Annotated in this window: 27 protein-coding genes and 1 tRNA gene; 16 read left to right on the top strand and 12 right to left on the bottom strand. The window is 71.8% G+C overall.

What is annotated here, in order from left to right; translation table 11 throughout:
• Window positions 1-149: 149 nt before the first annotated feature.
• From BLS25_RS11070 to BLS25_RS11060, 3 genes are read left to right on the top strand one after another with little or no spacing between them, the layout of a single operon-like run.
• The gene (locus BLS25_RS11070; protein WP_081349786.1) at window positions 150-1,202 is read left to right on the top strand and encodes an AAA family ATPase; all 1,053 of its coding nucleotides are present in this window, start codon (window positions 150-152) and stop codon (window positions 1,200-1,202) included.
• Window positions 1,199-2,455, top strand: a complete 1,257-nt coding sequence (locus BLS25_RS11065; protein ID WP_235556986.1) for a DUF58 domain-containing protein — start codon at window positions 1,199-1,201, stop codon at window positions 2,453-2,455. The genes BLS25_RS11070 and BLS25_RS11065 overlap by 4 nt, the downstream gene beginning before the upstream one ends.
• Window positions 2,442-4,763, top strand: a complete 2,322-nt coding sequence (locus tag BLS25_RS11060) for a transglutaminase TgpA family protein (RefSeq protein ID WP_081349785.1) — start codon at window positions 2,442-2,444, stop codon at window positions 4,761-4,763. The genes BLS25_RS11065 and BLS25_RS11060 overlap by 14 nt, the downstream gene beginning before the upstream one ends.
• A 51-nt stretch (window positions 4,764-4,814) precedes the next feature.
• On the opposite strand, the gene BLS25_RS11055 is transcribed toward BLS25_RS11060, so the two are convergent.
• The 4 genes from BLS25_RS11055 to BLS25_RS11040 all read right to left on the bottom strand — a co-directional run bounded on the left by BLS25_RS11055 (window position 4,815) and on the right by BLS25_RS11040 (window position 8,336).
• Window positions 4,815-4,906, bottom strand: a tRNA-Ser gene (locus tag BLS25_RS11055).
• A gap of 156 nt (window positions 4,907-5,062) precedes the next feature.
• Window positions 5,063-5,989 carry an acetamidase/formamidase family protein gene (locus BLS25_RS11050; RefSeq protein ID WP_056229621.1) on the bottom strand — a complete coding sequence of 309 codons (927 nt, stop codon included), beginning with the start codon at window positions 5,987-5,989 and terminating at the stop codon, window positions 5,063-5,065.
• Complete coding sequence (locus BLS25_RS11045; RefSeq protein ID WP_074695669.1) at window positions 5,986-7,410, bottom strand: APC family permease; 1,425 nt, start codon at window positions 7,408-7,410, stop codon at window positions 5,986-5,988. The genes BLS25_RS11050 and BLS25_RS11045 overlap by 4 nt, the downstream gene beginning before the upstream one ends.
• Before the next feature lie 35 nt (window positions 7,411-7,445).
• Window positions 7,446-8,336: a proline iminopeptidase-family hydrolase gene (locus BLS25_RS11040; RefSeq protein WP_056229628.1), complete on the bottom strand. Its 891-nt coding sequence runs from the start codon at window positions 8,334-8,336 to the stop codon at window positions 7,446-7,448.
• A gap of 78 nt (window positions 8,337-8,414) precedes the next feature.
• Between BLS25_RS11040 and BLS25_RS11035 the strand changes: the two genes are divergently transcribed.
• Entirely contained in the window at window positions 8,415-9,158 is a 744-nt protein-coding gene (locus tag BLS25_RS11035; RefSeq protein WP_056229632.1) for a FadR/GntR family transcriptional regulator, read from the top strand.
• A 3-nt stretch (window positions 9,159-9,161) separates the two neighbouring features.
• Here BLS25_RS11035 and BLS25_RS11030 read toward each other — a convergent pair whose 3' ends face one another.
• Together BLS25_RS11030 and BLS25_RS11025 are read right to left on the bottom strand one after the other, a co-directional pair.
• Window positions 9,162-9,737 carry a GNAT family N-acetyltransferase gene (locus BLS25_RS11030; RefSeq protein ID WP_081349784.1) on the bottom strand — a complete coding sequence of 192 codons (576 nt, stop codon included), beginning with the start codon at window positions 9,735-9,737 and terminating at the stop codon, window positions 9,162-9,164.
• Complete coding sequence (locus BLS25_RS11025; RefSeq protein WP_056229636.1) at window positions 9,734-10,105, bottom strand: MerR family transcriptional regulator; 372 nt, start codon at window positions 10,103-10,105, stop codon at window positions 9,734-9,736. Before BLS25_RS11025 ends, BLS25_RS11030 begins: the two co-directional genes overlap by 4 nt.
• A 118-nt stretch (window positions 10,106-10,223) precedes the next feature.
• On the opposite strand from BLS25_RS11025, the gene BLS25_RS11020 reads away from it, so the two are divergent.
• Complete coding sequence (locus BLS25_RS11020) at window positions 10,224-11,717, top strand: SulP family inorganic anion transporter (protein WP_074695667.1); 1,494 nt, start codon at window positions 10,224-10,226, stop codon at window positions 11,715-11,717.
• Between the two features lie 26 nt (window positions 11,718-11,743).
• Here BLS25_RS11020 and BLS25_RS11015 read toward each other — a convergent pair whose 3' ends face one another.
• The gene (locus BLS25_RS11015; protein WP_056229644.1) at window positions 11,744-12,679 is read right to left on the bottom strand and encodes an AraC family transcriptional regulator; all 936 of its coding nucleotides are present in this window, start codon (window positions 12,677-12,679) and stop codon (window positions 11,744-11,746) included.
• 440 nt (window positions 12,680-13,119) lie between these two features.
• Here BLS25_RS11015 and BLS25_RS11010 point away from each other — a divergent pair, with 440 nt between their 5' ends.
• Window positions 13,120-13,446, top strand: coding sequence for a hypothetical protein (locus BLS25_RS11010; protein WP_081349782.1), 327 nt, complete (start codon window positions 13,120-13,122; stop codon window positions 13,444-13,446).
• Window positions 13,447-13,483: 37 nt separating this feature from the next.
• On the opposite strand, the gene BLS25_RS11005 is transcribed toward BLS25_RS11010, so the two are convergent.
• Window positions 13,484-13,936, bottom strand: a complete 453-nt coding sequence (locus BLS25_RS11005) for a MarR family winged helix-turn-helix transcriptional regulator (protein ID WP_056229651.1) — start codon at window positions 13,934-13,936, stop codon at window positions 13,484-13,486.
• Between the two features lie 217 nt (window positions 13,937-14,153).
• Here BLS25_RS11005 and BLS25_RS11000 point away from each other — a divergent pair, with 217 nt between their 5' ends.
• The 5 genes from BLS25_RS11000 to BLS25_RS10980 all read left to right on the top strand — a co-directional run bounded on the left by BLS25_RS11000 (window position 14,154) and on the right by BLS25_RS10980 (window position 18,690).
• Window positions 14,154-14,342 carry a hypothetical protein gene (locus tag BLS25_RS11000; protein ID WP_074695665.1) on the top strand — a complete coding sequence of 63 codons (189 nt, stop codon included), beginning with the start codon at window positions 14,154-14,156 and terminating at the stop codon, window positions 14,340-14,342.
• Between the two features lie 173 nt (window positions 14,343-14,515).
• The gene (locus BLS25_RS10995) at window positions 14,516-15,712 is read left to right on the top strand and encodes a glycosyltransferase (protein ID WP_074695663.1); all 1,197 of its coding nucleotides are present in this window, start codon (window positions 14,516-14,518) and stop codon (window positions 15,710-15,712) included.
• A gap of 77 nt (window positions 15,713-15,789) precedes the next feature.
• Window positions 15,790-16,884 carry a type III polyketide synthase gene (locus BLS25_RS10990; RefSeq protein WP_074695661.1) on the top strand — a complete coding sequence of 365 codons (1,095 nt, stop codon included), beginning with the start codon at window positions 15,790-15,792 and terminating at the stop codon, window positions 16,882-16,884.
• A 38-nt stretch (window positions 16,885-16,922) separates the two neighbouring features.
• The gene (locus tag BLS25_RS10985; protein ID WP_081349798.1) at window positions 16,923-17,585 is read left to right on the top strand and encodes a methyltransferase domain-containing protein; all 663 of its coding nucleotides are present in this window, start codon (window positions 16,923-16,925) and stop codon (window positions 17,583-17,585) included.
• Window positions 17,578-18,690, top strand: a complete 1,113-nt coding sequence (locus tag BLS25_RS10980; protein WP_074695658.1) for an FAD-dependent oxidoreductase — start codon at window positions 17,578-17,580, stop codon at window positions 18,688-18,690. The genes BLS25_RS10985 and BLS25_RS10980 overlap by 8 nt, the downstream gene beginning before the upstream one ends.
• A gap of 167 nt (window positions 18,691-18,857) precedes the next feature.
• Here the strand turns inward: BLS25_RS10980 and BLS25_RS10975 are convergent, their stop codons facing one another.
• On the bottom strand, window positions 18,858-19,685 hold the full coding sequence (locus tag BLS25_RS10975) for a UbiA family prenyltransferase (RefSeq protein WP_081349781.1): 828 nt from the start codon (window positions 19,683-19,685) through the stop codon (window positions 18,858-18,860).
• 238 nt (window positions 19,686-19,923) lie between these two features.
• Here BLS25_RS10975 and BLS25_RS10970 point away from each other — a divergent pair, with 238 nt between their 5' ends.
• A complete protein-coding gene (locus tag BLS25_RS10970; protein ID WP_074695656.1) occupies window positions 19,924-20,814 on the top strand; it encodes an SDR family NAD(P)-dependent oxidoreductase in 891 nt (296 codons plus the stop codon).
• Between the two features lie 55 nt (window positions 20,815-20,869).
• On the opposite strand, the gene BLS25_RS10965 is transcribed toward BLS25_RS10970, so the two are convergent.
• A complete protein-coding gene (locus BLS25_RS10965; protein ID WP_056229941.1) occupies window positions 20,870-21,364 on the bottom strand; it encodes a DUF2231 domain-containing protein in 495 nt (164 codons plus the stop codon).
• 71 nt (window positions 21,365-21,435) lie between these two features.
• On the bottom strand, window positions 21,436-22,317 hold the full coding sequence (locus BLS25_RS10960; RefSeq protein ID WP_056229673.1) for a manganese catalase: 882 nt from the start codon (window positions 22,315-22,317) through the stop codon (window positions 21,436-21,438).
• 244 nt (window positions 22,318-22,561) lie between these two features.
• Between BLS25_RS10960 and BLS25_RS10955 the strand changes: the two genes are divergently transcribed.
• The gene (locus BLS25_RS10955) at window positions 22,562-23,017 is read left to right on the top strand and encodes an Hsp20/alpha crystallin family protein (protein ID WP_056229676.1); all 456 of its coding nucleotides are present in this window, start codon (window positions 22,562-22,564) and stop codon (window positions 23,015-23,017) included.
• Between the two features lie 203 nt (window positions 23,018-23,220).
• Here BLS25_RS10955 and BLS25_RS10950 read toward each other — a convergent pair whose 3' ends face one another.
• Window positions 23,221-23,580, bottom strand: coding sequence for a hypothetical protein (locus BLS25_RS10950; RefSeq protein WP_056229680.1), 360 nt, complete (start codon window positions 23,578-23,580; stop codon window positions 23,221-23,223).
• A gap of 158 nt (window positions 23,581-23,738) precedes the next feature.
• Here BLS25_RS10950 and BLS25_RS10945 point away from each other — a divergent pair, with 158 nt between their 5' ends.
• From BLS25_RS10945 to BLS25_RS10935, 3 genes are all read left to right on the top strand, one after another.
• Window positions 23,739-24,671 carry a helix-turn-helix transcriptional regulator gene (locus BLS25_RS10945; protein ID WP_074695654.1) on the top strand — a complete coding sequence of 311 codons (933 nt, stop codon included), beginning with the start codon at window positions 23,739-23,741 and terminating at the stop codon, window positions 24,669-24,671.
• A gap of 115 nt (window positions 24,672-24,786) precedes the next feature.
• Window positions 24,787-25,113, top strand: coding sequence for a DUF7882 family protein (locus tag BLS25_RS10940; RefSeq protein WP_056229691.1), 327 nt, complete (start codon window positions 24,787-24,789; stop codon window positions 25,111-25,113).
• Window positions 25,114-25,197: 84 nt separating this feature from the next.
• A complete protein-coding gene (locus BLS25_RS10935; protein ID WP_074695652.1) occupies window positions 25,198-26,391 on the top strand; it encodes an NAD(P)/FAD-dependent oxidoreductase in 1,194 nt (397 codons plus the stop codon).
• The last annotated feature ends 73 nt before the right edge of the window (window positions 26,392-26,464 follow it).

Here is a 26,464-nt window from a genome sequence, read left to right as displayed (position 1 = left end):
ACCAACGCTCCCCGATCCTAGGGGCGCTCCACTCTCGCCGAGTGCCGCCTGTGCACCCGCGGTATTCCGACCCCCGCCGCCGCGACGCGGGTTACGATCGGGTCACGGCGGCGACGACGCGCCTCCGCCTCCGCGACACAAGGGATGCCATGGACGAGACGGTCACGCCCGAGGCGACTACGCGGCTGCGCCGCGCCGACACCGCCGGCGGCCCCGCCCGCCCCGGGGTCGACACCGCTCTCGACGCAGAGACTTTCGCCCGCCTGACCGGGGAGATCCTGGCATCCGTCTCGAAGGTGATCGACGGTAAGCCCGAGGCCGTCCGCAGCGCCCTGATCGCGTTGCTGGCCGAGGGGCACCTGCTCATCGAAGACGTCCCGGGCGTCGGCAAGACGATGCTCGCCCGGGCGCTCGCCGCCACGGTCGACGCCGACGTCCGTCGCATCCAGTTCACCCCCGATCTTCTGCCCGGCGACATCACCGGCGTGTCGGTGTTCAATCCGGTGCAGCGGCAGTTCGAGTTCACCCCCGGCGCGGTGTTCGCCCACATCGTCATCGCCGACGAGATCAACCGCTCCTCCCCCAAGACGCAGTCGTCGCTGCTCGAGGCCATGGAGGAACGCCAGGTCACCGTCGACGGGCGCACGCACGTCCTGCCCTCGCCGTTCCTCGTGGTGGCCACGCAGAACCCGTTCGAGATGGAGGGCACGTACGTTCTCCCCGAGGCGCAGCGCGACCGCTTCCTCCTGCGGATCTCGATGGGATACCCGGATGCCGCGGCCGAGGCCCTCATGCTCCGTCAGCGCGACGCGGTGAACCCCCTCGACGGGTTGACGCCGGTCGTCACCGCGCGCCAGGTGACCGCGATGATCGCCTGGGCCCGGGGGGTCCACGTGGCCCCCGCGCTCGAGGAGTACGTCGTCGCCCTCGCGCAGGCGACGCGCAGCCATCCCGACATCCGCCTGGGCGCGAGCCCTCGAGCGACCCTGCAGCTCGTTCGCGCTGCGAAGGTCCGCGCCGCTCTCGACGGCCGCGCCTACGTGATCCCCGACGACATCACCGCTCTGCTGTCGCCGGTGTTCGCCCACCGCCTGATCGCCAACCGGTCCGCCGCGGGCGGCCGCGCCGGAGCCGCGGTCGTCGCCGACGCCCTGGACCGGATCGCGACGAGCGTGCGCGTCCCCCTCGCCCCGCGGCCGTGAGCGCCGGCGTGAAGCGCCTGTGGCCCTTCACCCTCCGGGGCACGGGGGCGGTCCTCCTCGCCGTCGCGGGGTTCGTCATCGCGCAACGCGCCGGCATCCCGGAGTTGCTGTACTTCGCGACCCTGCTCGTCGCCCTGCTGGCGGCATCCGCGATCGCTCTGCTGCTGACGCGCGGGACGGGATCGGTGTCGCGCGTCGTGACTCCCGAGACCCCCGAGGTCGGGGGCTCGGCGGCGGTCGTGGTCCGCGCGGGCCTCTCGAGCGCCCTCCCCACCGGTCCGGGCCGGTGGAGCGACACTCTTCCCGCGGGTCTGACCGGACGCGCCGAGGGGGCTTCGGCTCCCCTCGCCTCCACGTTGGCCGGCGGTGCCGGCACGGTCGAGGTGCGCTACGACGTGGTCGGTGCGTCGCGCGGCATCCATTCGATCGGCCCGCTCGAGGTGACCACGACCGACCCGTTCGGTCTGGTGCGTCGGCGACTCGCCCTCGGCCGCACGACCGCGGTGACGGTGGCCCCGGCGATCGTGGATCTCGCGCCCCTGCCCTCCGCCTCGGGTGAGGCCGGCGGCACGCGACAGACCGCGGCGCTGCAGCTCGGTCAGGGCGCCGACAACCTGGTCGCGCGCCCCTACGCTCCGGGCGATTCGATGCGGCGCATCCACTGGCGGGCGACCGCGCATCGGGACACCCTGATGGTGCGTCAGGAGGAGCAGGAATCCTCTCCCGCCGCCACGGTCGTCATCGACCGTGCGCTCTCGCGGTGGTCGTCGCAGGCCGCGCACGCCCCCGGGAGCGACCCCGCGTTCGAGACGGCGGTGACCGCGTGCGTGTCGGCCATCGCCCATCTCGTGCACGAGGGCTACACGGTCGACGTCGTCGACAGCGACGGCACGCTCCTCACCGATCCCGTCGAGGGCGGGGACGACGTCGAGGCGCGAGCGGCCGCCGCCGGGTTCGCGAGCCTGCGCGCCCGCGCCGACGACCCCTCCCACCGCGTCGTGCCGGCGACCGTGTCCGCCCTGCTCGGTCCGGTCGTGGTGATCACCGGAAGCCTGTCGCCCGAGGACCGCGCGACGCTGGGCGCGGCGGGCCTGCACTCGGCGCTTCCCGTCCTGATCGTCGTGGCCGAGCACGCGGACCTCGACGCCCTCCAGGTCGCCGGCTGGCGTGCGACGCACCTGCTCCCGGCCGGGGACGTGGCCCTGGCGTGGGACGACGCGATGGAACAGGGGTACGCCCGTGTCGGCCGCTGACTTCACCGTGCTGCGCTCCCCCCGTCGGCGCCGCGACGCCACCCTGCTGACCGTCGGCCTGTTCGCCGCGATCGCCGCGGCGATGCTGCCGGTCTTCTCGGTCATCGCCCCGGGCGCGTGGGTCGCGGGAGCCGTCCTCGTGGCCGGAGGCGCTCTCGGCGCGGGGCTGATCGTGCGGCTCTCGCGCCTGCCGGCGGTGCTCGCCAGCGTGGCCGAGCTCGTCGTCTGGATCGTTCTGCTCACCGCGATCTTCGGGCGGACGACGGCGATCCTGCTGGTGATCCCCACTCCCTCGACCTTCGCCTCCGTTCCGGGTCTGATCGCTCAGGCCTCGGCCGAGATCCGCGACGGCGTCGCCCCCGTGCCCCCGGACGAGGGCCTGGCGTTCCTGCTGGTCGCGGCGATCGGCGCGCTCGCGATCGTGCTCGACCACGTCGTCCTGACGGCCCGGATGCCGTTGCTCGCCGGAGTCGGACTGGTCGCCGTCTCGCTCATCCCGACGATCGCGATCCCCTCCGACGTCGACATCGCGAGCTTCGTGCTGCTCGCAGCGGCGCTGTTGTTCCTGCTGCGGATCGACACGCGCGCGCGAACCGCGGCCCCGCCCCGACGCGACGGACGCTCGCCCGATCCGTCGCCCCGCCGCCTGTTCGGGGTGTCGGCGACGGCCCTGGGGGTTGCGGCGGTGGCCGTGATCGTCGCCGTGGTGGCCACTCCCCTGCTGCCCCAACCGGGCCTGCGGTTCGCCAGCGGCGGCACGGGCGGGCTGGGAACCACCATCAACCCCAACCTCGAACTCGGAAACGATCTGCGCCAGCCCCGCGACGTCGAGGTGCTCACGGTCCGCACCACGGGTCCGACGGCCCCGTACCTGCGCGCGGTCACGCTCTCGCGCTTCGACGGCGCGGTGTGGCAGCCCGACAGCTTCGACACCGTCGCGGTCCCCCCGAGCGGCGCCGTGTTCGACCGGGTCGGCGTCGACGGCGACATCACCCTCGCCGACTGGACGACCACCGTCACCGTCGATCAGCTCGACAGCCCGTGGCTGCCGGTGCCCTATCCGGCCTCGACGGTCACGGGCCTCAACGGCGACTGGCTCGGCATGCCGCAGAACCGCACGGTCGTCACGCGCGCGGGGTCGACGCGAGAGCAGGTCTACGAGGTGCAGGCAAACGTTCCGCGCCCCACCCTCGAGCAGATCCGTTCCAAGACGGTGGGCGACACGGATCTCGATCCCGCTCTGACCGCTCTTCCCGCCGACGTGCCGGCCGTCATCGGCGACACCGCCCGCGAGGTGACCGCCAACGCTCAGACGCCGTACGACAAGCTCGTGACGCTGCAGAACTGGTTCCGCAGCAGTCAGTTCCGCTACTCCCTCGATGCCCCGGTCGACGCCGGATTCGACGGGGCGGGCCTCGACGCGGTGGCGCAGTTCCTGCAGGTGCGCGCCGGATACTGCGTGCACTACGCGTCGGCCTTCGCGGTCATGGCGCGAACCCTCGGCATCCCGGCGCGCATCGTCATCGGATATCTCCCCGGCACCGCCTCGAGCCTTCCCCAGCAGGGCGGCACGGAGTACACGGTCACCTCGAGCCAGCTGCACTCGTGGCCCGAGGTGTACTTCGAGGGCATCGGGTGGGTGCCGTTCGAGCCGACGAACAGCCTCGGCGTTCCGACGAACTTCGCCTCGGGCTCGACGGGCGGTAACAACACGGCCCCGAACGCCCCGAGCCAGGATGCCGAGACCCCGGCCGACCAGCCCTCGACGGCCCCCTCGACGGCGGCTGAGAACGACCCCGGGGCGCAGACCACCGGCGGCGTCTCGGTGACCGCGCGTCAGAGCACGGCGTGGGTCGCCCCGGTCCTCGGGGTCCTCGCGCTGCTGCTGCTCGCCGGGATCCCGGCCGCGGCCCGGATGGTGCTGCGTCGTCGACGCCTCGCCGCCGCGCGCAGGGGCGACCCGGTGGCGGCGTGGACGGCGATGCTGGAGGACGCGGTGGATCTCGGCATCCCGGTCTCGTCCGCTCTGTCTCCGCGCGCCTTCGCGGCACGGCTCGTCGAGGAGCAGGGCGCGCCGGCCGACGACGTCGATCTCCTGCGTGACGCGGTCGAACGGGTGAGCTACGCGGGCGACAGCCTCGACCCCGCTCGGGGACCCGCCCTCGTCTCCGCCGTCGCGGGCGTGCGCGCGGCTCTCGACGCGAGAGCGACGCCGCTGCGGCGGGCGCTCGCGCGTGCGTACCCTCGCTCGCTCGTCGTGCGGCCCGGCGCCGTCGGCGCGGTCGAGCGCGAGAGCGTGTCGCGGTAGTCGCCGCGTGAAAGGCGAAGAGCGCCACCCTCTCGAGTGACGCTCTTCGTGTGGCGGAAGTGACAGGATTTGAACCTGCGAGGCGAGTTACCCCGCCTACATGGATTCCAGCCATGCTCCTTAGGCCGCTCGGACACACTTCCAAGGGACGATCCTACACGGCGCTCCGGCCCCGCTCGAATCGGTGCCGGGTCTCCGCATCCCCGCAGGTACCGCGAGACTGCATCTCGCCGACAAGCCGGTTGCAGGCTGCGCACGTTTCGCCAGCGAGGTGCTGTCTCAGCGGGATTCGGCCCGGGTCAGAGCACGCTCTTCGGCAGGCGGTGAAGCGTCACCGCTCCCACGGCGCGGAACGGATGCAGCGGGTCGGGCACCTCCGAGCCCGTCGGTCCGCCCAGTTCGCTGTGCACGAGGGCGCTCATGACCGCGTACGCGTCCATCCGATCCCATCCGCGCACCTCGACGAGCTCGTCGAAGACGTCCTCGTAGCCGCGCCGGACGCTCTCCTGCACCGGGTCGCCCAGGCCGACGAAGACCCACTCCTCGTCGGTCTCGACGCGGGGCGCGCGCAAAGCGGCATCCGGGATCAGATCGATCGAGACCACGGCGACCCCCGCCGCTTCGATCGCGACGAACGACGACTCGCCTCGGGCCATCACGGCGTGGATGTCGCCGATCGAGAGGAGGGCTCCCTCGACCTCGACGGGCAGGTAGACGGTGGCACCCGGGGCGACGTCGGTGAGGTCCATGTTGCCGCCGAGAGCGGTCGTCGGCATGACCGTCGAGTTCGCCCCGGTGACGGGCGCTGTGCCGATGCACCCGATCATCGGGCGGGCGGGCACCACGTGCCGGTCGGTGAGGTGCACGCCCTCGGCGTCGATCGGGATGCGCCGGCTGACGACGTGATCCGGCATGCGGTGCTGCAGCGCCCCGGCGCCGGGGAGGCTCTGCGACCACCCGTAGTCCCCCAGGCGGATCTCGTGCACGTGCACCGTGAGGGCGTCGCCGGGCTTCGCCCCCTCGACGTACACGGGACCCGTCACCGGGTTGATGGGGGCCTTCAGCGCCCCGAGGTCGCCGTGCTCGTGCAGCTCGGCGTACACCGCGTCGTCGGTCTCGAACGCGATCCTCTCGCCGGTGCCGGGCCGAATGCGCAGCGCCGGGGGCACAGACGCGTCGTAACCCGGGCGACCGTGCTCCTTGCCGAGCCAGTGCTCCTCGGTCATCGGGAGGCCACCTCTCCGCCGCCCTCGCCGGCGGTCGCCGTCGCGTGCTCGGGCACCGGGCCGGGGGCCCCGCCGTTCGTGCGGGCGAAGATCAGGTAGACGATCCCACCGACGACCAGCCACAGGATGCCGCCGATCTTGGCGGTCATGTCGGCGTTGAGCAGCACGTATCCGATGATCAGGAATCCGACCAGGGGCACCACGAGGTGCAGCAGGTAGTTCTTCGACTTCTTCTTGCCGAGGTAGTACGCCGCGACCGACACGTGCAGCAGCATGAAGCCGAGCAGGGCGCCGAAGTTCACCAGCGACGAGATGACGGCGATCTGGCCGACGAAGAACAGCACCAGCACGAGCGAGATCGCGCTCACCAGCAGGATCGCCGCCATCGGCACCTGGCGCGAGGTGACCTTCGAGAGGAAGGCGGGCAGGCGCCGGTCGCGGCTCATCGAGTAGAGCAGGCGCGAGGTCGCCGCCTGGGCCGCGACCGCGTTGGCGATACCCACCGCGATGACGTTGACCGCGAGGAAGGCTGTCGCCCACCCGCTGCCGGCGGCCTTGGCCACGAGCACGAAGAACGCGTTGTTGACCTCGTCGTCACCGAAGGCGATCGTGCCGTTCGCGAGAGCGCTGGCGAACCAGGTCTGGGCGATGAAGAGCACCGCGACCACGAGCAGGGCGATGATCATGGCGCGACCGCCCGACTTCCGGTCACCGGTGGACTCCTCGGCCATCGTGGAGATGCCGTCGAAGCCGAGGAAGCTCAGCACTGCGATCGAGAGGGCGGTGGCGATGAGCGCGGGGTTGACCTTCTCGGCATCCCACAGCGGAGCCATCGTGAACTCGGCGCCCGGGATCGTGCCGGACGACAGGGCGACCATGGCGATCACGACGAAGATCACCACGAAGGCGAGCTGGATGGCGAGCATGACGCGGTTGGCGATTTTGATCGAGCCGATGCCGAGCACGTTGATGACGGTGTTGATGACGACGAAAGCCACGGCCCAGATCCACTGCGGCACGTCGGGGAAGATGCCCGCCATCGACGAGGCGGCGAAGACGTAGAGCAACGTGGGGACGAGCAGGTAGTCGAGCAGGATCGCCCAGCCGGCGAAGAAGCCGACCGTGGGGTGCAGGCCGCGACCGACGTACGAGAACACGGAGCCGGCGATCGGGAACGCCTTCGACATCTGCGCGTAGGCGAGGGCGGTGAAGATCATCGCGATCACGCCGGTGAGGTACACCAGCGGAACCATGCCGCTCGCGGCGTTGAACACGACGCCGAAGATCGCCCACGGGGCGATGGGCACCATGAAGACGAGACCGTAGACCACGAGGTCGAAGGTGGACATGGAGCGCTTGAGCTCCTGCTTGTAGCCGAACGACTCCAGCGACTGCTGGGCCTCGGGGGCGGGGTGCGACATCGGGTCTCCTGGTTCGGGTGGGGTGGGGGCGGGTGTCAGGGAAGGGGCGCGAGGAAGTCGGCGATGACCGCGCGGAAAGCGTCGGGCATCTCGAGGTGGGTGCAGTGGCTCGCTCCGGCGAACACGTGCGAACGGGCGCCGGGGATGTGCGCGACGAAGGGCTCCCACGTCTCGGGGGTGGCCTCGTCGAACTCGCCCGCGACCACCAGGGTGGGCACGGCGACCTGGGGCAGGCGGTCGATGATCGTCCAGTCACGGCCCGTCCCGACGACGTGGAACTCGTTCGGGCCGTTCATCGTGAAGTAGACCGTGGGGTCGGCGAGCATCTGCTGCTCGCTGTCGACGAAGTCCTGCGGCATCGGCGTGACGCGGCACACGTGACGCTCGTAGAAGACGCGCGTGGCCTCGGCGTACTCGGGGTCGTCGAGGGTGCCGGCGGTCTCGTGCCGGTCGAGGGCCTCGCGGGCCTCATCGGGGAGTTCGGCGCGCAGTCGCGCCGCTCCCGCGAGCCAGAGGGCCATGGATGCCGGGGAGTTGCAGATCTCGAGGCTCCGCAGCCCCGCGGGCTGACGCACGGCGATCTCGGCGCCGAGCATGCCACCCCACGACTGACCGAGCACGTGGTACTCGTCGAAGCCGAGGGCCTCGCGCAGGTTGTGGAACTCGTCGACGAAGAGCTGCGGCACCCACTGCGAGGCCGGGGCGTCGGGGTGGTGCGAGCTCTTGCCGCACCCGATCTGGTCGTAGTGCACGACGGTGCGCCCGGTCAGATCGGCGAGGGCGTCGAGGTTCGAGACGTAGTTGTGCGCCATCCCCGGGCCGCCGTGCAGCACGAACAGGGGCGCTGCGCCGGTGGGCTCGGACGGTTCGGTCAGACGGGCCCAGGTGTAGCCGTCGCGGAAGGGGACGGTGATCTCGCGTTGCATGGAGTCATCGTGGACCCCTTAAAGGTGCGTTGGCAAACCTTTTCTGCGGAATTAACATGGGAGAAACGACGGGAGCCCATGGCCGACACCGACGACGCCTCCCTGGTGGAGCGCGTGACCGAGCGACTGATCACCGCCGTGGCGGTGGGAGAGTTCCTCCCGGGCACCCGTCTTCCCGCCGAGCGCGACCTCTCGCCCCTCCTGGGCGTCGGGCGGACGACGGTGCGCGCGGCCCTCGACGACCTGTCGACCCGGGGCCTGATCGAGCGCCGTCGCGGCCGGGGCGGGGGCACCTTCGTCGCCCAGGACTGGCCCGCCTCGATCGTGGTCGGTGTCGACCGGTGGTTCGAGGAGCGCTGGAGCGACCTCGTCGACGCGTGCACCGCGAGCTCGATGCTGCACTCCTCGCTCGCGCGCCTGGCCGCCGAGCGGCGCACCGACGCCGACATCACCGCGATGCGGGGCCGCCTCGACGACTTCCACGCCGCGGAGTCGGGCGACCCGAAGCAGCGCGCCGACAGCCTGCTGCACCTCGCCATCATCGACGCCGCGCACAACACCGCACTTCGCGACATCCTCCTCGAGCACGAGCGGCACCTCTCGCTCTCGGCCCCGGCCCACCCGTGGGGCGATCGCGGAAGCCACCGCCGCATGGAGACCCGCGCCGCGCGCGAGCATGACGCGATCGTCGACGCGATCGTGCAGGCCACCCCCGACGAGGCCGCCGAGCTCGCCCGCCGACACGTGCAAATCGACCTCGAGCTGTTCACCGAGGCGCGGGAGTTCGCCCGCCGCCGTGCGGCCGAGGCCGCGACCGGCTGAGCCTCAGCCGCGCAGGCGCTCCTCGAGACCCGCGCGCACGGCGGGCCATTCGTCGCGCAGGATCGAGAAGTACAGCGTGTCCGAGACGCTCCCGTCGGGGGCGATGCGGTGCTGTCGCAGGCGCCCCTCGCGCGTCGCGCCGAGGCGCTCGATGGCGCGAGCACTGCGCTCGTTGCGCGCGTCGCAGCGCAGCGCCACGCGATTGACCCCCCACCCCTCGAACGCGTGCGCGAGCAGCAGCAGCTTCGCGGCGGGGTTGGTGCGACCGCCCTGGAAAGACCGGCCATACCAGGTCGTGCCGATCTCGACCCGCCCCTGCGCGGGCACGTACTCGTAGAACGTCGTGGCGCCGCGGACCTGGCCGGTCTCGGCATCCCGCACCGTGAAGGCGTACAGACCCGGGGTCGCGTTGTGCTGCTCGACGCGCGCGGCGTAGGCCTCGACCGAGTCCGCCCAGGGCGTGGTCATGCGACTCCACAGCTCGGCGTCGGTCAGCGGCCAGGCCTCGGCCGCGTCGGCGGCTCGAGCAGGAGACATCCGGATGCCGTGACCCTCGAGCGTGATCTCGCGCGCGGTCACCGTGCCTCCAACTGGGCGATGAACTCGTCGGCCGCGGCGACCTTGCGGCGGAGGTCTTCTCGCCGCCGGTGCGCTTCGTCGCGGATGTCGGCGAGCTGCGCGCGGAGTGCGTCGTCGGAGGGGTCGGCCTCGAGACCGTCGACCACGGCCAGCAGCTCACCCATCTGCTCGAGGGAGTAGCCGAGCGGCTTCATGCGCCGGATGAGGAGCAGTCGCGACTCGTCGTCGGCCGTGTAGAGACGGAAGCCGCCTTCGGTTCGAGCCGAGGGACGCAGCAGACCGATCTCGTCGTAGTGACGGAGCGTGCGGATCGACAGCCCCGTCCGCTCGGCGAGCTCGCCGATCTGCATCGGTCGCACCTCGGTCATCGCATCCCCGATCCCGCAACCCTCTCGTTACGGTAGAGTCTCCTTCGTCGCGATCGCGACCCCCCTATTCTTCCCCGCGCCGACGCGGGTCCCCTCCCCTACCTCCTGGAGACTCTCCATGACCTCTGCCATCGCGCGCCCGCGCACCGAGCCCACCGTCCTGCAGGCCCTTCGCTCCCCCCGCCTGCTGACCCGCGAGGTGCTCGCCGGCCTCGTCGTCGCCATCGCCCTCATCCCCGAGGCGATCGCGTTCTCGATCATCGCCGGCGTCGACCCACGCCTCGGCCTGTTCTCGTCCTTCGTCATGGCGGTCGCCATCGCGTTCCTCGGCGGACGCCCCGCGATGATCTCGGCCGCGACCGGCGCGATCGCTCTCGTCATCGCCCCCGTCGCCCGCGAGCACGGGGTCGACTACCTGCTCGCGACGGTGATCCTCGGCGGCATCCTGCAGGTGATCCTCGGCCTGCTCGGGGTGGCCAAGCTCATGCGCTTCATTCCGCGCAGCGTCATGGTGGGCTTCGTCAACGCGCTCGCGATCCTCATCTTCACGGCGCAGGTGCCGCAGCTGATCGGCGTGCCGTGGGCCGTCTACCCGATCGCCGCGGCGGGCCTCGCGATCATGTACCTCCTGCCGCGCGTCACCAAAGTCGTTCCCGCCCCGCTCGTGGCGATCGTGCTGCTGACCGGCGCCGCGGTCGTCTTCGGCATCTCGGTCCCCACGGTCGGCGACCAGGGCGCGCTGCCCGAGAGCCTGCCCGCCCTTCTGATGCCGAATGTCCCGCTGACCGGCGAGACGCTCGCCATCATCCTGCCCTTCGCCGTCGCCATGGCGATCGTCGGCCTGCTCGAATCGCTCATGACCGCCGCCCTCGTGGACGACATCACCGACACCCCCTCGTCGAAGACGCGCGAGTCGCTCGGACAGGGCGCCGCGAACGTGCTGTCGGGTCTGTTCGGTGGAATGGGCGGCTGCGCGATGATCGGCCAGACGATGATCAACGTGAAGGCGTCGGGGGCGCGCACCCGTATCTCGACCTTCCTGGCCGGCGTCTTCCTGCTCGTGCTCGTGCTCGCCTTCGGCGATGTCGTCGCCGTCATCCCGATGGCGGTGCTGGTGGCCGTGATGATCGTGGTGTCGATCGCGACCTTCGACTGGCACAGCATCCGCCCCTCGACTCTTCGTCGGATGCCGCTGAGCGAGACGATCGTGATGATCCTCACGGTCGCGATCACGGTGTGGACGCACAACCTCGCGATCGGCGTGGGAGTGGGCGTGGTCGCCGCCGCCGTCCTGTTCGCCCGCCGGGTCGCCAGCGTCACCTCCGTGACGCGCGAGGTGGAGGGCGACACCGCCCGCTACACCGTGGAGGGCGAGCTGTTCTTCGCCTCGAGCAACGACCTGACGACGAAGTTCGCGTACCACGACGACCCGCGACACGTGGTCATCGACCTCTCGCGCTCGCACGTGTGGGATGCCTCGACGGTCGCCGCTCTCGACGCGGTGCAGACGAAGTACGCCCACCTCGGCACGACGGTCGAGATCGCGGGCATGAACGCCACCGCCGCCCGGTTGCACGCGCGCCTGAGCGGAGGGCTCGGCGCCGGGCACTGACGTGGGAGCAGCCCGGGCTCTCGGCTCTACGACCTCAGCGTGGTCGACGGCGTCTCGCCGAACTCTCCGCGGTACATCGCGGCGAAGCGTCCCAGGTTCGAGAACCCCCAGCGCGCGGCGATCGCTGCCACCGTCTCGACGGAGGGATCCGCGCTGCGCAGCTCAGCACGCGCGGCATCGAGCCGGACGCGGCGCAGGTACTGCATCGGCGTACGGCCGGTGGCCGCGCGGAAGGCGTACTGCAGACCACGCGGAGACAAGCGCGCCGCCTGGGCGATGTCCGACAGCACGACCGGCTCGGCCGCGTGGGCCTCGACGTACGCCTTGGCCCGGCGCACCGGCGCGGGCAGGGGGCGCGACGGGCGGCCCGCGGCCAGCGCCTCGGTGAAGGTCGTGGGGAACGCCAGCAGGGACGCCTCCAGAAGCAGGGTGCGCGCCTGCTGCTCGATGATCGGGGTGCGCTCGGGCGAGCGCAGCAGGATGTCGCGCGCGTACTCCCAGGTGCGCGACCAGTACCGCAGACGCTGCTCGCTCACCGGCGCGTAACCGGTGGGCCGGACCCTCAGGGTGTCATCGCCGGACATGCGGCGCGCGGCCTCGTCGAACTCGGTCCGCGCGAACGAGACGGCCGTGCCCGCGATACGACCCGTGAACGCGATCTCGAGAGGGCGATCCACCACCATGAACGGCACGGCCGTGTCGATCCGTTCGCGGCGGTACGTGCCCGACACCCGCGGGCCGGCGATGCGCCCCACCACGACCTGATCGAGCGGGTCGGACTCGACGAGCATCGTCGACCCGATCGTGTAGTCGCAGAAAGCGAAACCGGGCTCGGATGCCGCGTGCCAGGCGAGCGCCGGCTGGATCACCTCGGCGCGCGAAATGCGCGCTCCGGGAACCACGGTCTGCCAGAGGTGCTCCACCGTCTCGGCGTCGCGGGTTTCGATGTTGGTGTGCTCCACGCCTTGTTTCCTAAATAGTCCGAGGATGTGCGGCAAGACCATTGCGCCCAGTGGCGGGGGCCACTATGGGAACGCTCTCACGCAGTACAGCTTCCGGAGACTGCGGCGTCGTGGATGCCCCCCATCCGCATTCCACGCTATCGCTCATAGGAAAAACAATGCGCAATTCGGCGCATTCGGCCCCGAGGCGCGAATCGACATCCTCAATACGAAAAATGGACGGCGTCCACATTGACCGCGATCACGGACGCGGGCGAGCATTCCCCCGCGGCACGCGTGCCGTGCACCGACCGCTCCTCGTTCCCCGGCGGGTGGTCGTCCGGCGCCTCGGGGCGGAGCTCGTGACCCCGCTCCGAGGCTCGGGTCAGCGCCCCATAATGGGAGGGGCCGCCATCCGGCGTCCGGCTGTCGAAGGGACCCCGCCCATGCCGTTTCGGACGATGAGCACGCTGCAGGAGTGGGTCGACGACTTCCGGGCCCTCGGCTACGACGATGCCGGCATTCTGCGCGTCATCCCTCAGGACAGCGAGGACGGCGCGGATGCCGGACTCATCGCCGCCCAGCTGAAGAGCGTGTCGACGACGTTCTTCGTCGCCCCCGGCCCCGAGGCCCACTCCACGGAATGGGCCGTCACCTTCGAGCCCCGCGAAGACGCCGCGCCGCTTCCCGCCGGCCGTGTGATGGCGCTCGCCGGCGAGCTGGCGACGCTCTCGGCCCTCTGCTCGTTCTTGCAGGCTCGTTCGGAAGCGTTCCTCGCGAACATCTGAGCGCTCTTCACGCCGCGGCCGGTACCGCCTCGGGGTCTCAGCTGCCGGCGTGCGCCGTGATGTGCGTGAGCAACCGCGCGACGCGTCGAGCCTCTTCGGGATCGAGTTCGGAGATCGCCTCTTCGACGGCCGCGTCGAACGCGCGCAGCTGCGACCACGGCGGAGTGTCGAGATCGACGATCGCGGTGATGTGGTTGACGCGACGGTCCTCGGCGTCGAGGTCGCGGCGCACGGCTCCGCGCTGCACGAGCCGGTCGATGAGCGTGGTCACGCCGGCCGACGTGATGCCGAGATGGTCGCGGACGTGCGTGGGCCGGGCTCCGGGGTTCTCCGCGACGAAAAGCAGGGCGCGCGCGTCGAGCTCGTTCAGAGACAGCTCACGACGGGCCTCCGCGGCGGCGACGCGACGCGCTTCTCCATAAGAGAGAAGGGCGCGACCGAGCTCCGACCCCGGCGAGGGGGGAAGCGAAGTATCGGGGGACGAGTGCACGACGCATGATCGTACCCACTCCGCCCCAGCGCGCGCGTAGCTTGCACGGAGCGCCCCCGCGTGTTCCACGGGCCCCCACCGGGGTGAACCGGGGGCCAAGCGCACCCGGTGACGCCTGTCAAGCCGGTCTCGGCCCCCGCCACCGCGGTCTATGACGGAGGAAGAGCCGTCGGGAGACGGCCGGACCCCGTCGGGAGACGGGAATGAGGAGAACACCATGATCTACGGACAGCAGAGCGAACGACAGACGGGCTCGGTGTGGAGCATCGCCATGACGGCCGCCATGGGCAACGGCATCGGCCCGCGCTCGATCGAGGAGACACCCGCGCCGCGCTCGGCGAAGCGGTGGCCCTGGTCGCGCACGGCCCCGGCCGGCGAACCGATGGTCGTCGCGCCCCGCACCTAATCACCCACCCCTTCACCCGGCGCGTCGGCTTCTTCCCCCGGAAGTCGGCGCGTCGGCTCGTGTCCGGGCGTTCACACGATGGTCTCTGCCGTGTAACCCACCGCACGGGGTCGAGGCCTCAGCATGGGACGACCGCATCCGCGGTGGTGGATCCCGGCTGGAAAGCGACCCCGATGACCCGACCCGTGCGCGTGCTCTCGCTCTACGAAGGCTTCTTCGCTGGAGGGGCGAGGATCCTGCATTCCGACGTCGTGGCGGGCCTCGCCTCCGACGGATCGCAAGAGCATCGCGTGCTGTCGCTCACCTCGGCCGCACGCCGCGATGCTTCTCTCCAGTTCGCCCGCGACGACACCCGATTCCGCCGCCTGCAGGACCGCGGTGTTCGGATCGACACCTTCGATCGTGTCGCGGGCGATCGACCGCTGACTCCCGAGGAGTTCTCGCGGGTCGAACTGGAGCACGCCGCTCGACTGTTCGACGAGGCCGACGTCATCCTCTCGCTCAAGGAACAGCCGTTGAGCCTCGTGGTCGCGCTCGAGCGCGCCGGACTGCTGCCCGACCGACCCGTCGCGGCCTGCCTCCACCGCTCCGACCCCACCCATTCCGGCCCCGCGCTGGGGTGGCTGGTCGAGGCCGCGGGTTCGGGCGCGGTGAGTGCGACGATCTCGTGCGCCGAATCCACCTCCCGCGCCTACGCGCGCGCCGGCGTCTCCGCCGGTGAGGCGTGGGTCATCGACAACGGCATCGACACCCGTCGCTTCCGCCCCGGCACGCGCGCCGAGCGCCGACGGATCCGCGGGGGTCTCGGCATCCCGGACTCCGCCCCCGTCGTCCTGCTGGCCGCGCGCTTCGACGCCATGAAGGACCCGGGGCTGTTCCTCCGCGCCGTCGCGGCTCACGCGCGGACCGCGCCGAGCACGCACTACGTGGTGTGCGGGTCGGGTATGACCCGCACCAACCCCGCGTTCGTCTCGCTGCTGGCCGACAGCGGTGTCGACGACGGGGTGGCCCTGCACGCCCTCGGGCTTCGCGAGGACATGCCGGAGCTGTACCGGATCGCCGACGTCGTCGCGCTGACCAGCGCCTTCGGTGAGGCGTCTCCGCTGTGCCTCGTCGAGGGAGCGGCATCCGGAGCCGTCCCGGTGACCACGGACGTCGGAGACGCGGCGCGCCTGGTGGAGGGGTTCGGGCTCGTGACCGCGCGCGAGGTCGACGCGATCGTCGAGGCGTGGGGAGACGCCCTCGCCCTCGGCCCGGCGTTGCGGGCAGCCGCTCTCGCGGCCCGGGGGCGGATGGACCGGGGACGCATGATCGCCGACTACCGGACGACCGTCGAGGGCCTGCTCGTCTCGCGCATGCTCGCGGCCTGAGACCCGCCACTGTAGACGGCGGGTCGACACGACGCCATCCCCGCCGAGGAGCGGAAGAACCGTGTCTACAGTGAGTCATGACCGCCCGCATCCTCTCGATCGGCACGGCCCTGCCCGACACTCGTGTCGACCAGTCGACCCTGCGTGACCTGTTCGCCGCTCAGCCCGGATTCGACCGCAAGGCCCAGCGTCTGGTGGGCGCCGCGTTCGATGCGGCGGCCATCGACACCCGCCACGTGGTGCTCCCGCAGCTCGCGGGCGGTGAGGGCGGAGCGCTCGGGGTCCTCGACGGCGACACCCTGCTCATGCCCCCGACCGGAGCGCGCAACGACGAGTACCGCCGCACCGCTCCGCCCCTGTCCGCGGAAGCCTCACGGGCCGCGATCGCCGGGTCGGGGCGGACTCCGGATGCCATCACACACGTCGTGACCGTCTCGTGCACCGGGATGTTCGCGCCCGGACCCGACTATCACCTGGTCCGTGATCTCGGCCTCTCCCCCACCGTCGAGCGCTACCACCTCGGCTTCATCGGCTGCGCGGCGGCGATCCCGGCCCTGCGCCTCGCGGCGCGCATCGTCGGCGACGACCCCGACGCGGTCGTCCTCGTCTCGTGCACCGAACTGTGCTCGCTGCACTGGCAGACCTCGTCCCACCCCGACCAGATCGTCGCCGCCTCGGTGTTCGCCGACGGGGCGGGGGCCGCGGTCGTGGCATCCGGAGACCCCTCCCGGGCGGGCTTCGACTTCGACGGTTTCGCGACGCACGTGACCGACGAGGGCGAGAAGGACATGGCGTGGACCGTCGGCGACTCGGGGTTCGAGATGACGCTGACACCTGAGGTTCCGCGCATCATCGGCCGCGAGATCTCGGCGATCGCCGCCGACGTGATCGGCGACCTCGACGAGGTCGACGCGTGGGCGGTGCATCCCGGCGGGCGCAGCATCCTCGACCGGGTGGAGAACGCCCTGTCGCTGGATGCCACGGCCCTGGCCCCCTCGCGGGAGGTGCTGCGTCAGCACGGCAACATGTCGAGCGCGACGCTGCTGTTCATCCTGCGCGACCTACTCGCGGACTCCGCGCGCGGCGACGGAGACCGCGTCGCGGCTCTCGCGTTCGGCCCGGGGCTCACGGTGGAGGCGGCACGTCTGACGCTGCGCCGCCCGGCGGCGTGACGGGGTTGTCTCAGCGCGAAGTCGCGCTGACCGAGCTGATGGACGACCCCGACTGCGATCCCCGGGCGCTCGCGGCCACCTACCGCCGATTCGACCTCGTGAACCGCCTGGTCTCGGCCTGGGGGCACGTCTACCGCACGCGGGTGCGCCCCGAGCTGCGCGCGCTCGGTCGCCCCGCGCGCATCCTCGACCTGGGGTGCGGTGGAGGGGACGTGCTCGTGCGGCTGGCGGGTTTGGCCGCGCGCGACGGCTTCACGGTCGAGTGCGTCGGAGCCGACCCGGACCCCCGCGCGATCTCAGCCGCTCGCGACCGCGGCCGCCCCGGGGTGCGCTTCGTCGCGCAGGACTCGACGGCCCTGCTCGCCGCCGGGGAGCGTTTCGATCTCGTCATCTCGAACCACGTGCTGCACCACCTCGACGCGGCGGCGCTGGCGAGCTTCACCGGTGACTCGCTCGCCCTGTCGACCGGCACCGTCCTGCACGCCGACATCGCCCGCGGGCGTCTGGCGTACGCCCTGTACACCGTCGGCATCGCGCCGCTGTCGGCGGGCACGTTCCTGCGCGTCGACGGCCTCCGTTCGATCCGCCGCAGCTATCGCGCGCCCGAACTCGCCGCGGCTCTCGGCTCGCCCTGGCGCGTGGAGACCCCGGCGCCGTTCCGGGTGCTCGCGGTCGCCCCCGGGGAGGCCGGGAATGACTGAGGTCCTCGTCGTCGGCGCCGGCCCCGTGGGACTGGCGTTGGCCGCCGACCTGCGTGCGCGCGGCGTCGACGTCGCCCTCGTCGAGCGCCGTACCGAGGTCGGCGCGGGAACGCGGGCGATCGGCATCCACTCCCCCGCCCTCGCCCTGCTCGAGGCCTCGGGCGCCACGGACGGGATCCTCGACCGCGCGGAGCGGATCGCCCGCGGAGAGGCGCGGGCCGGCGGACGCTTGCTCGCCGCGATCCGCTTCGACCGCCTGCGGGCGCGGCATCCGTACGTCGCGGCGCTGCCGCAATCCGACACGATCGAGGTGCTGACGGCCCTGGCCCCGCCGGTGCGGCGCGGCGTGACCGTGGAGTCCCTGCGACAGGACGACGACGGCGTGCAGGTCGGGGTCGCGAGCGGCGGCGAGCTGCGCGCGAAGGTCGTGGTCGTGGCCTCCGGATGGGCGGGACGCTCGCTGGTGTACCGCGACGGGGCCGTGCGCACCCACCACTACCCCGACCGCTACGTCATGGCCGACGTCACCGCGCCGGGCGGACCGGTCGCGCGCGTGCACCTCGAGCGCGACGGCGTGGTCGAATCGTTCCCCCTCCCCGGCGGGCGCCGACGGCTCGTCGCCTGGGCGGGTCGGGAAGAGGTTCCGGATGCCGCGGGCTTCCTCCACGACGCCGTGGCTCGACGCACGGGGCTCGAGATCGACACCGCGGGCGCCTCGACCTTCGCCGTCCGGCGGGCGGTGGCTCCCGCACTGCGTCGGGGCCGGGTGATCGTCGTCGGCGACGCCGCGCACGAGGTGAGCCCGATCGGCGGACAGGGCATGAACCTCGGACTGCTCGACGCGCTGACCCTCGCGCCGCTGCTTGCCCCGTGGGTCCGCGCGGGCGACGAGGCGGGCCTGGACCGTTGGGAGCGCGACCGGCTCGCGTCCGCCCGCCACGCCGCGCGCCTGGCGTTCCTCAACACCCTGCTCGGTCGGGCCGCCGCCCCCGTCGCGCACGCGGTGCGTACCGCGGCGCTGCGCGCGGGCCTGCGTGGACCGGGCGGGGCGCTGTTCACCCGGGCGTACGCGATGCGGTTCGACAGGGCGGCACCCGGGACCTGAGCCGCCGGGCGGGGAAGACATGGCCGGGGGAAGACGTGCACAGCGGCGGATGCCGTGCGCGGCACGCCGCCGAAGACGCCGTTGCCGCGGCGTGCCGGGGTCGGCGCCCGCCGTTGGGCGCGGCCGACGATCAACCGGCCTCATCCGCGACGTCGATCGGCCGACTCTCAGGCGGCCACGAGCTGGGCGGCCAGCACCAGGGCGGCGAGCATCGTGAGTTGGAACACCGCGCGCCCGGGAGGGCGCACGAACACCAGCACCGCGGCGCCGACGGCGAGCGCGAGAACGGCGACGAAGAAGGCGACGCTGAGGGCCGTGGCATCCGTCCCGAAGAAGACGGCGAGCGCCCCGGCGGCGATCCCCACCGCCGCGAGCACCACGGAACGGCGCGCGCCCAGTCGGTGCGGCAGGCCCCGCACCCCCGTGCGGCGGTCGTCGTCGAGATCGCGGACGACGTTGGTCAGGTGGACGGCGGCACCGAGGGCCGCCCCCGCCAGCGACGCCCACCACGCCGCGAGCATCGGCGGCGAAAGGGACAGGGTCGCGAACGAGGGGAAGAGTCCGAAGCTCAGCACGAAGGGCGCAATCGAGACGGGCGTCGACTTGAGCCCCGCGTTATAGGCCCAGGCCGAGGCGAGAGCGACGGCGTGAGCAGCGACGAGGCCTGGTCCGAGCGGCAGCGACAGCACGACGGCGAGGATCGCGGATGCCACGGCCACCGCGAGCGCGCGCTCCGGGGTGACCGCTCCCCCGGCGATGGGCTTGTCGGTGCGTCCGACCGCGGCGTCGCGGGCACCGTCGATCGCGTCGTTCGAGAGACCGACCGAGACCTGACCGGCGAAGACCGCGGCGACCAGCACCGCGAGGCGCCACGGCTCGACGCCCGCCGCGATGCCGAGGGCGAGCGACAGGACGGTCACGACGAGCGTGGGCCCGGGGTGGGTCGCGCCCCACAGGGCCCGCAGGGGCGACCTCGGGGTCACGCTATCCGTCACGCGTCCGACGCTACCGCGCGGCGGCGGTTCGCCGGCCTCCGTCGTGCATAGCGGCGGAGATCTTTCACGACGCGCCGCGGACCGGCATCCGGGGACGGCGTGTCGACCGCGCGGCCCGCCGTCGTGCACGCGCCGGTGGCTGCCGCCGTCCGTCAACCCCCGCGGCATCCGACCCGTCGCCGCCTACCGTCGCGAGAGCCGGGGCAGCAGCGTTCCGCACAAGCCTCGAGGAGCCCCGATGCCCCAGGTCGTCGTCATCACCGGAGGATCCCGCGGGATCGGCCGCGCCACCGCATTGCGCTTCGCCCGAGCGGGGGCGCGTCTCGTGCTGGTGGCCCGAGACGATGAGGCGCTCGCGTCGGCCGCGGCGGAGTGCCGAGCCCGCGGCGCCGAGGTGCAGACGGCGTCGATCGACCTCGCCCGCGCCGATGGCCCCCGGCGCGCTGTGGACCTCGCTCTGATGCGGTTCGGGCGGATCGACGTGTGGGTCGCCTCCGCCTCCGTCTTCTCGTACGGCTCGGTCGAGGACACCCCCGACGAGGTGCGCGACCGCGTCATCGAGACGAACCTCACCGGGCACATGCGCGCGGCCCGCGCGGTCATCCCCCATTTCCGCGCGGCGGGCCGAGGCACGATCGTCTTCGTCGGCTCCCTGTACGCGCAGGTGGCGGGCCCGTACGTCTCGTCCTACGTCGCCGCCAAGCACGGACTGCTCGGGTTCACGCGGTCGCTGCGGCAGGAGATGCTCGCGCATCGCGGCATCCGGGTGAAGATCGTGCTCCCGGCGAGCATCGACACGCCCATCTACCAGCGCGCCGCCAACTCGACGGGGCGCACGCCCTTCCCGCTCCCGCCGGTGGTGTCGGCCGACCGCGTCGCCCGGGCCATCGTGCGGGTGGCGCGCGGACCCCGACACGAGGTCGGGGTGGGAGCCGCGCAGTTCGTGACCCGCCCCCTGCAGTTCTTCGCTCCGCGCGCGTACGACCGCTTCATCCGTGCGCTGCAGCATGCCCTGGGGCTGCGCCGTCGCCCCGCCGCAGCGACCACCGGAGCGGTGCTCACCCCGCAGCACGACCCCGGCGCGGTGAGCGGGGGCTGGTCGCGCATCCCGCTTCGCCGCCCGCGCTGACCAGACCGGGAAGGACCCCGGAGGCCATGTGGCATCCGGGGTCCCGTGGACAGCTTCAGGCTGCGGTCTCGAAGCCCTCTCGCTGCGTGTTCTCGTCGGCGACGCGGACGCCCCAGCGGTACGCGAGCTTGCCGCCGAGCCAGCCCGAGACGCTCAGGCCCGCCGCGGCGATCGCGCTGAGCAGGAACGCCACCACCGGCACGCGCCCGAGGTCGAGCAGTCGCACGACCAGCCCGATCGAGAACAGGACCATCGCCGTGACGTTCAGCACGAGATGCGCGAGCGCCGTGCGGTGAGCGGGGGTGCCCTTCGGGATGCGCGACATGTCGAGCAGCCCGAGCACCGAGGCGCCCACGGCTCCCCCGAGCCCGATGGCGATGAGCCAGCGCGAGCCCTGCGCGAATCCACGCGGATCGTCGGCGGCCAGGCCGAGCAGATCGAACACCAGGCTCGACGACCAGGCCCCGATAGGGATGGTCACCGCCACCGGGTGGAACGGGTGCCCGTACGGCCCCGCCACGATCGCCCGGGGCACCTTGGCCGCTCGCATCGCGGGGAAGCTCGCCCCGCTCCGCGGCGCCGAGACCGTCGAGGGCCCCGGCGTCGCGGCATCCGTCCCGCTCATTCCTTGTGCAGCGCGTCCTGCGCGCGCCCGGCGAGCTTCTCGACCGTGTTCGGCAGCTCGGTCGTCCCGTAGAACCGCACGTCGGGCTTGGTGGGCGGGGGCATGGGCACGCCAGCGGGGGGCTCGGGCAGGTAGGTGAACTCGCCCTTGCCGTCGGGGGTCGGGCCCGAGGCCCACGTGCCGTCGCCGGCCTGGGCACCGTCGCTGAAGTTGATGTACTGGTACGCCACGTCGCGGTCCTCCTTGTCGAGAGGGAAGTTGCTGGGCACGGGGAGCTTCTCGTAGCCCTCGGCCTGCAACTCGGCGGCGGCCGCTGCCCACTGGTTCTGGTGCATCGTGTCGCGCGCCAGCAGGAACGCGAGCAGATCCTTCACGCCGTGGTCGTCGGTCTGGTGATAGAGCCGCGCGACCTGCACACGGCCCTGCATCTCGGCGTTCGCGTTCGCGGTGAAGTCGGCGAGCAGATTGCCGCTCGCGGTGATGAAGCTCCCCTGCCACGGGTTGCCGTTGGAATCGACGGGGCGCGCGCCGGCGCCCGCGACGATCCCGTGCTGGATGTCGGTGCCGCCGATCACGGCCGCCACGGTCGGGTCGTCTTGCACGGCCTCCTCGGTGATGCCGAGCGGCGACTTCTCAAGCAGCTGGGCGATCATGATCGCGAGCATCTCGACGTGGCCCATCTCCTCCGCGCCGATGCCGAACACCAGGTCGCGGTACTTGCCGGGCATGTGCATGTTCCAGGCCTGGAACTGGTACTGCATCGCGACGGAGATCTCGCCGTACTGCCCGCCGAGCACCTCCTGGAGTTTGCGGGCGTAGACCGCGTCGGGCTTGTCGGGGGTGGCGGAGTGCTGCAGTTCTTGCCGGTGGAAGTACATGTCTCTCCTCACGGCGCCGGGGGGATGGCCGGGTGACCGGTGGCGCGTGAGGGCTACGAAACGTCTGTTTCCGCCCTTCACGCGCGGGGGTTGTGGGGCGCCGCGGCGTGGGCCACAATGGCGCGCCCGAGTCTTGGCACTCTCATGGGGTGAGTGCTAATCTGAATGCAGTTGAGCCGTATTGACTCAACTTCACAGAACATCCGGGATGCCGAGTCCCGACCGATCGAAAAGGAGAACGACCATGGCCACCTACGACCCCTTCCGCGACCTCGACCGCCTCGCGTCGACGCTCCTCGACGCCCGCCGCGGCGGTGGTCCGCGACGGATGCCGATGGATCTCTACCGCGACGGCGACCACTACGTGCTGGCCGCAGACCTGCCCGGTGTCGACCCCGGCTCGGTCGACATCGACGTCGACGGCCAGCTGCTCACCATTCGCGCCGAGCGCACCCTCGGCTCGGGTGAGGGCGTCAAGTGGATCACGCGTGAGCGCGAGACGGCGTCGTTCGTCCGCCAGCTCAACCTCGGCCAGGGCATCGACACCGACGGCATCAGCGCGTCGTACCGCAACGGCGTGCTGAGCGTGACGATCCCCGTCAGCGAGAAGGCGAAGCCCCGCCGCATCGCCGTCTCGACCGACGAGCGCGACGGCGTCATCGAGGCGCACGAGAGCACGCCTCAGCTGATCGAGCAGTAACGGCGCGACCTCGAGGGGCGGTCCTGCGGGGCCGCCCCTTTCGCGCGCCTGGGCGCGATGACGACGTCGCTTGTCAAGGGTCTGGCCTTTGCGCCCGCGCGATCGGAGAGTGCCGCAGTGCCCCGCCCGTCCGTCGCCGCGTGCGCGAGGGACACAGCGAAGCCCCGGGCGTCGCGAACGGGCCCGGGGCATTCGAAGGTGGGTCAGAGGTCTTCGGGAGCGAGATCGCCCTGGCCTTCTTCGCCGAGTTCGACCACGCCCGGGTCCATGCCCTGGGAGTCGGTGCCGGTGGACTCGGGGTGGATGTCCTCGAGCGGGATGTCGCTGTCATCGGCGGGGATCTCCGCCGGGTCGGCGCCCGTCGCGGTCGCCGGGTTGATGTCGTCGGGGTCGGCGCCCTCGTCGAGGGCCGTCGTGGCGTCCCACTCCGCCTGCGCGGGGTCGAGCGTCGGGTCGGGCTCGATGGAGGTGTCGCCGTCGCGCAGGGGCTGCACGCCCGCGATACCCACGTCGGCGGCCGGGGTCGTCGCGTCGGGGGTCGGGTCGATCGAAGCGTCGCTCATGGGGGGTCCTTTCGTGGGACGCACGTCACCGCCGGGATCAGCGGTCCCCTCATCAAACGGGGCGCACCGCCCGCGACCCCGCCCCTTGACACGCACGTCCCCGCCTTCGTACGGGGAAGAGACGGGATGCCGCCCCTCGCCGCGGCGGAAGGAACACCATGGCTGACAGGCTGACGGTCCGCTCGCACGGGATCGACGACGTGGAGCGCGTCTGGCAGCGCTTCGTGCCGAGCGCACGACTGGAGCGCGTGGACCCGCAGCGGGTGTCGTTCTCGTGGAACTCCGTCGAACTCCCCGGGTTCTCGGTCGTGGCCTACGAGCTGGCTGCCTCTGTCCACTCTTCCGTCCGGATGGACGAGCAGATCATGGCGTGCCGGATGATCGGCGACGACATCCGCGTCGAGGCCGAGGGGCGCTCGCTCGATCCGCGCCGCCCGTGGCTGGCGGCCGACGGAGGCGCGGTAGCGCACTGGAGCGGAGCCGCCCGCGTGCGCGCTCTGGTGTTCGATCGCAGCGACGCCGAGCGCCTCGCTCGCATCGTCTCGGGCGACGACCGCCTCGTGTTGCGGCGCCTCAACCCGGCCGCACGCGACCGCGCCGCCGCGACGCAGTGGGAGCGCAGCTTCGCTCACGTCTCCGCCTCGCTCGAGGCCGCGCACGACGACCCGATCCTCTCGGCCGAGTTGCAGCGTCACGCGCTCCTGACGACCCTGTCGACGTTCCACACCCCCTACGTCGACGCCCTGCAACGCTCGCACCAGCGCAGGGCCGCCCCGCGCACCGTGCGCCGCGCGATCGCCCACATCGAGGCGCACGCGAAGGAACCCCTCACGCTCGAGGACATCGCCGTGGCATCCGGGATCTCCTCCCGCGGACTCCAGCACGCGTTCCGCCGCGCGCTCGACACGACGCCGATGGAGTATCTGCGCCTGGTCCGCGTCGTCGGCGCGCACGAGGAGTTGCGCGCGGGCGTCCCGGTATCGGTCGCCGAGGTGGCCCGGCGCTGGGGCTTCTCGAGCGCCTCGCGCTTCGCGCGCTATCACCGCGAGCACTACGGGCAGAACCCCGCGCAGGTCGCGCGCATGTTCTGACGCCGTAACGCCTTCGGTCTCGTCGTTGCGCGCGGCGTGCCGGGCCGTGCCCGATCGCACACAGCGAATGCACAGTGAAAAGCGGAGCGGGCACGGTGCCCGCGAGAGGACCACGTTGGGCAAGTTCATCTACGAGAGCGGCGTTCGCAACGAATTCGAAGACCGTCTCCTCGCACACCTGCAGGTCGTCGTCGGCAACAAGCTGCGACGGGGCGAACCGTTCTACTTCGTGTGGAAGGACGACATCAGCACGGGAGGCGGCCGCACCTCGGTGTGGGTCCACCCGCGCTCGAACCTGGTCTTCAAGTTCAACGGAGGACGCCCGCCGACCCTGAACCGCGCGTGGCTCGAGGCCCTCATGTCGACGGCGAACTCGCCCACCGGGCTCTACGTCGTGCCCGAGCCCGCCGAAGACGCCGCCCCACCGGAGTCCTTCGCCTGACACATCGGCCGCGGACCGCGGGTGTCAAGGCGCTGGCCGTAAGCCGCTCGAGGCCCCACCGTGAGGGAGACGAGAGGATCCCCCATGACCGACTCCCCGCGCATCGTCGTGATCGGCGGCGGAAACGCCGGCCTGTCCGTCGCCGGGCGCCTGCACCGCGCGCGCCTCGGCGAGATCACCGTGATCGAGCCGCGCACGACCCACGTCTTCGCCCCTCTCCAATCGCACATCGCCGGAGGCGCCGCGCGCGCGTCCGAAGCCGCGCGGCCGCAGGCCGACGTCATCCCTCCGGGGGTGCGGTGGCTGCGCGATGAGGCCTTCACGGTGGATGCCGACGCCCGGCGCGTGCACCTCGTCTCGGGCGGGCGGATCGACTACGACCAGCTCGTCGTCTGTGCGGGAATGCGCATGGCCTGGGAACAGATCCCCGGTCTCCCCGAGGCCATGACCGCCCCCACCGGAATCTCGAACTACGACTACCGGCTCGCCGCGAAGGCCTCCCCCGTGCTGCGCGACCTGCGCTCCGGGACGGTCGTCTTCACGCAGCCACCCGAACCCGCCTCCTGCGGAGCGGCCGCGCAGAAGCCCATGTACCTCGCGTGCGACTGGTGGCGGGCGATCGGGGTGCGCGACGACATCCGCGTCGTGTTCGTCTGCCCCGACCCCGTCCCCTTCGGGGTCCCGGCGATCGACGACGAGCTTCGCCGCAAGCTCGACGAGTACGGCATCGAGGTGCGGTACAGCCAGGATCTTCGACGGGTGGATGCCGACTCCCGCACGCTCGTCATCGGCCGGGGCGACACCGAGGAGACGATGGCGTACGACGTCCTGCACGCGGTCCCCCCGCAGCGGGCGCCGGAGTGGATCGCGGGCAGCGGGCTGGCGGCATCCGACGATCCGCATGGCTTCGTCGATGTGGATCCCGAGACCTTCCAGCACGTGCGCCACCCGCAGATCTGGGCCGTGGGCGACGCAGCGACCGTCGCGACCCGACGCTCGGGAGGGGCGATCAGACAGCAGGCGAAGGCGCTCGTGAAGAACATGAAGGCCGCGATGGCGGGGCGTACGCCCTCCGCGAAATACAACGGTTACAGCGTCGTCCCCTTCACCGTCTCGCGCGGCACCGTCGTGTTCGCAGAATTCGACCGGAGGGGCCGACTGCAGCCGACGGTGCCGTTCTGGCGCTCGCTCTACCGCGAGCGGCGACTGTCGTGGCTCGCGGATCGACGCATCCTACCGTGGGTCTACTGGCACCTCATCCTGCGCGGCCGCGCCTGACCGCCGCCCTCCCGCGTATAGGCCACGAGGCGCGATCCCTCAACCCCCGGGCCTCGAGACCGGCGGCGAACGA

It is taken from the genome of Microbacterium testaceum StLB037, assembly GCF_900104345.1.
Lineage (GTDB): Bacteria > Actinomycetota > Actinomycetes > Actinomycetales > Microbacteriaceae > Microbacterium > Microbacterium testaceum_A.
The sequence above is the reverse complement of the archived record's forward strand: the minus strand, read 5'-3'. Positions and strand labels throughout refer to the sequence as shown.

Excerpts from the sequence above, each read along its gene's own strand:
- BLS25_RS10945 (WP_074695654.1), top strand. The coding sequence starts at position 23,739 with ATGGCTGACAGGCTGACGGTCCGCTCGCACGGGATCGACGACGTGGAG.
- BLS25_RS11020 (WP_074695667.1), top strand. The coding sequence starts at position 10,224 with ATGACCTCTGCCATCGCGCGCCCGCGCACCGAGCCCACCGTCCTGCAG.
- BLS25_RS10970 (WP_074695656.1), top strand. The coding sequence starts at position 19,924 with ATGCCCCAGGTCGTCGTCATCACCGGAGGATCCCGCGGGATCGGCCGC.
- BLS25_RS10965 (WP_056229941.1), bottom strand. The coding sequence starts at position 21,364 with ATGCGAGCGGCCAAGGTGCCCCGGGCGATCGTGGCGGGGCCGTACGGG.
- BLS25_RS11010 (WP_081349782.1), top strand. The coding sequence starts at position 13,120 with ATGAGCACGCTGCAGGAGTGGGTCGACGACTTCCGGGCCCTCGGCTAC.
- BLS25_RS11035 (WP_056229632.1), top strand. The coding sequence starts at position 8,415 with ATGGCCGACACCGACGACGCCTCCCTGGTGGAGCGCGTGACCGAGCGA.
- BLS25_RS11050 (WP_056229621.1), bottom strand. The coding sequence starts at position 5,989 with ATGACCGAGGAGCACTGGCTCGGCAAGGAGCACGGTCGCCCGGGTTAC.
- BLS25_RS11025 (WP_056229636.1), bottom strand. The coding sequence starts at position 10,105 with ATGACCGAGGTGCGACCGATGCAGATCGGCGAGCTCGCCGAGCGGACG.
- BLS25_RS11040 (WP_056229628.1), bottom strand. The coding sequence starts at position 8,336 with ATGCAACGCGAGATCACCGTCCCCTTCCGCGACGGCTACACCTGGGCC.
- BLS25_RS10950 (WP_056229680.1), bottom strand. The coding sequence starts at position 23,580 with ATGAGCGACGCTTCGATCGACCCGACCCCCGACGCGACGACCCCGGCC.
- BLS25_RS11045 (WP_074695669.1), bottom strand. The coding sequence starts at position 7,410 with ATGTCGCACCCCGCCCCCGAGGCCCAGCAGTCGCTGGAGTCGTTCGGC.
- BLS25_RS10960 (WP_056229673.1), bottom strand. The coding sequence starts at position 22,317 with ATGTACTTCCACCGGCAAGAACTGCAGCACTCCGCCACCCCCGACAAG.
- BLS25_RS10955 (WP_056229676.1), top strand. The coding sequence starts at position 22,562 with ATGGCCACCTACGACCCCTTCCGCGACCTCGACCGCCTCGCGTCGACG.
- BLS25_RS10995 (WP_074695663.1), top strand. The coding sequence starts at position 14,516 with ATGACCCGACCCGTGCGCGTGCTCTCGCTCTACGAAGGCTTCTTCGCT.
- BLS25_RS10985 (WP_081349798.1), top strand. The coding sequence starts at position 16,923 with ATGGACGACCCCGACTGCGATCCCCGGGCGCTCGCGGCCACCTACCGC.
- BLS25_RS10990 (WP_074695661.1), top strand. The coding sequence starts at position 15,790 with ATGACCGCCCGCATCCTCTCGATCGGCACGGCCCTGCCCGACACTCGT.
- BLS25_RS10980 (WP_074695658.1), top strand. The coding sequence starts at position 17,578 with ATGACTGAGGTCCTCGTCGTCGGCGCCGGCCCCGTGGGACTGGCGTTG.
- BLS25_RS11070 (WP_081349786.1), top strand. The coding sequence starts at position 150 with ATGGACGAGACGGTCACGCCCGAGGCGACTACGCGGCTGCGCCGCGCC.
- BLS25_RS11000 (WP_074695665.1), top strand. The coding sequence starts at position 14,154 with ATGATCTACGGACAGCAGAGCGAACGACAGACGGGCTCGGTGTGGAGC.
- BLS25_RS10935 (WP_074695652.1), top strand. The coding sequence starts at position 25,198 with ATGACCGACTCCCCGCGCATCGTCGTGATCGGCGGCGGAAACGCCGGC.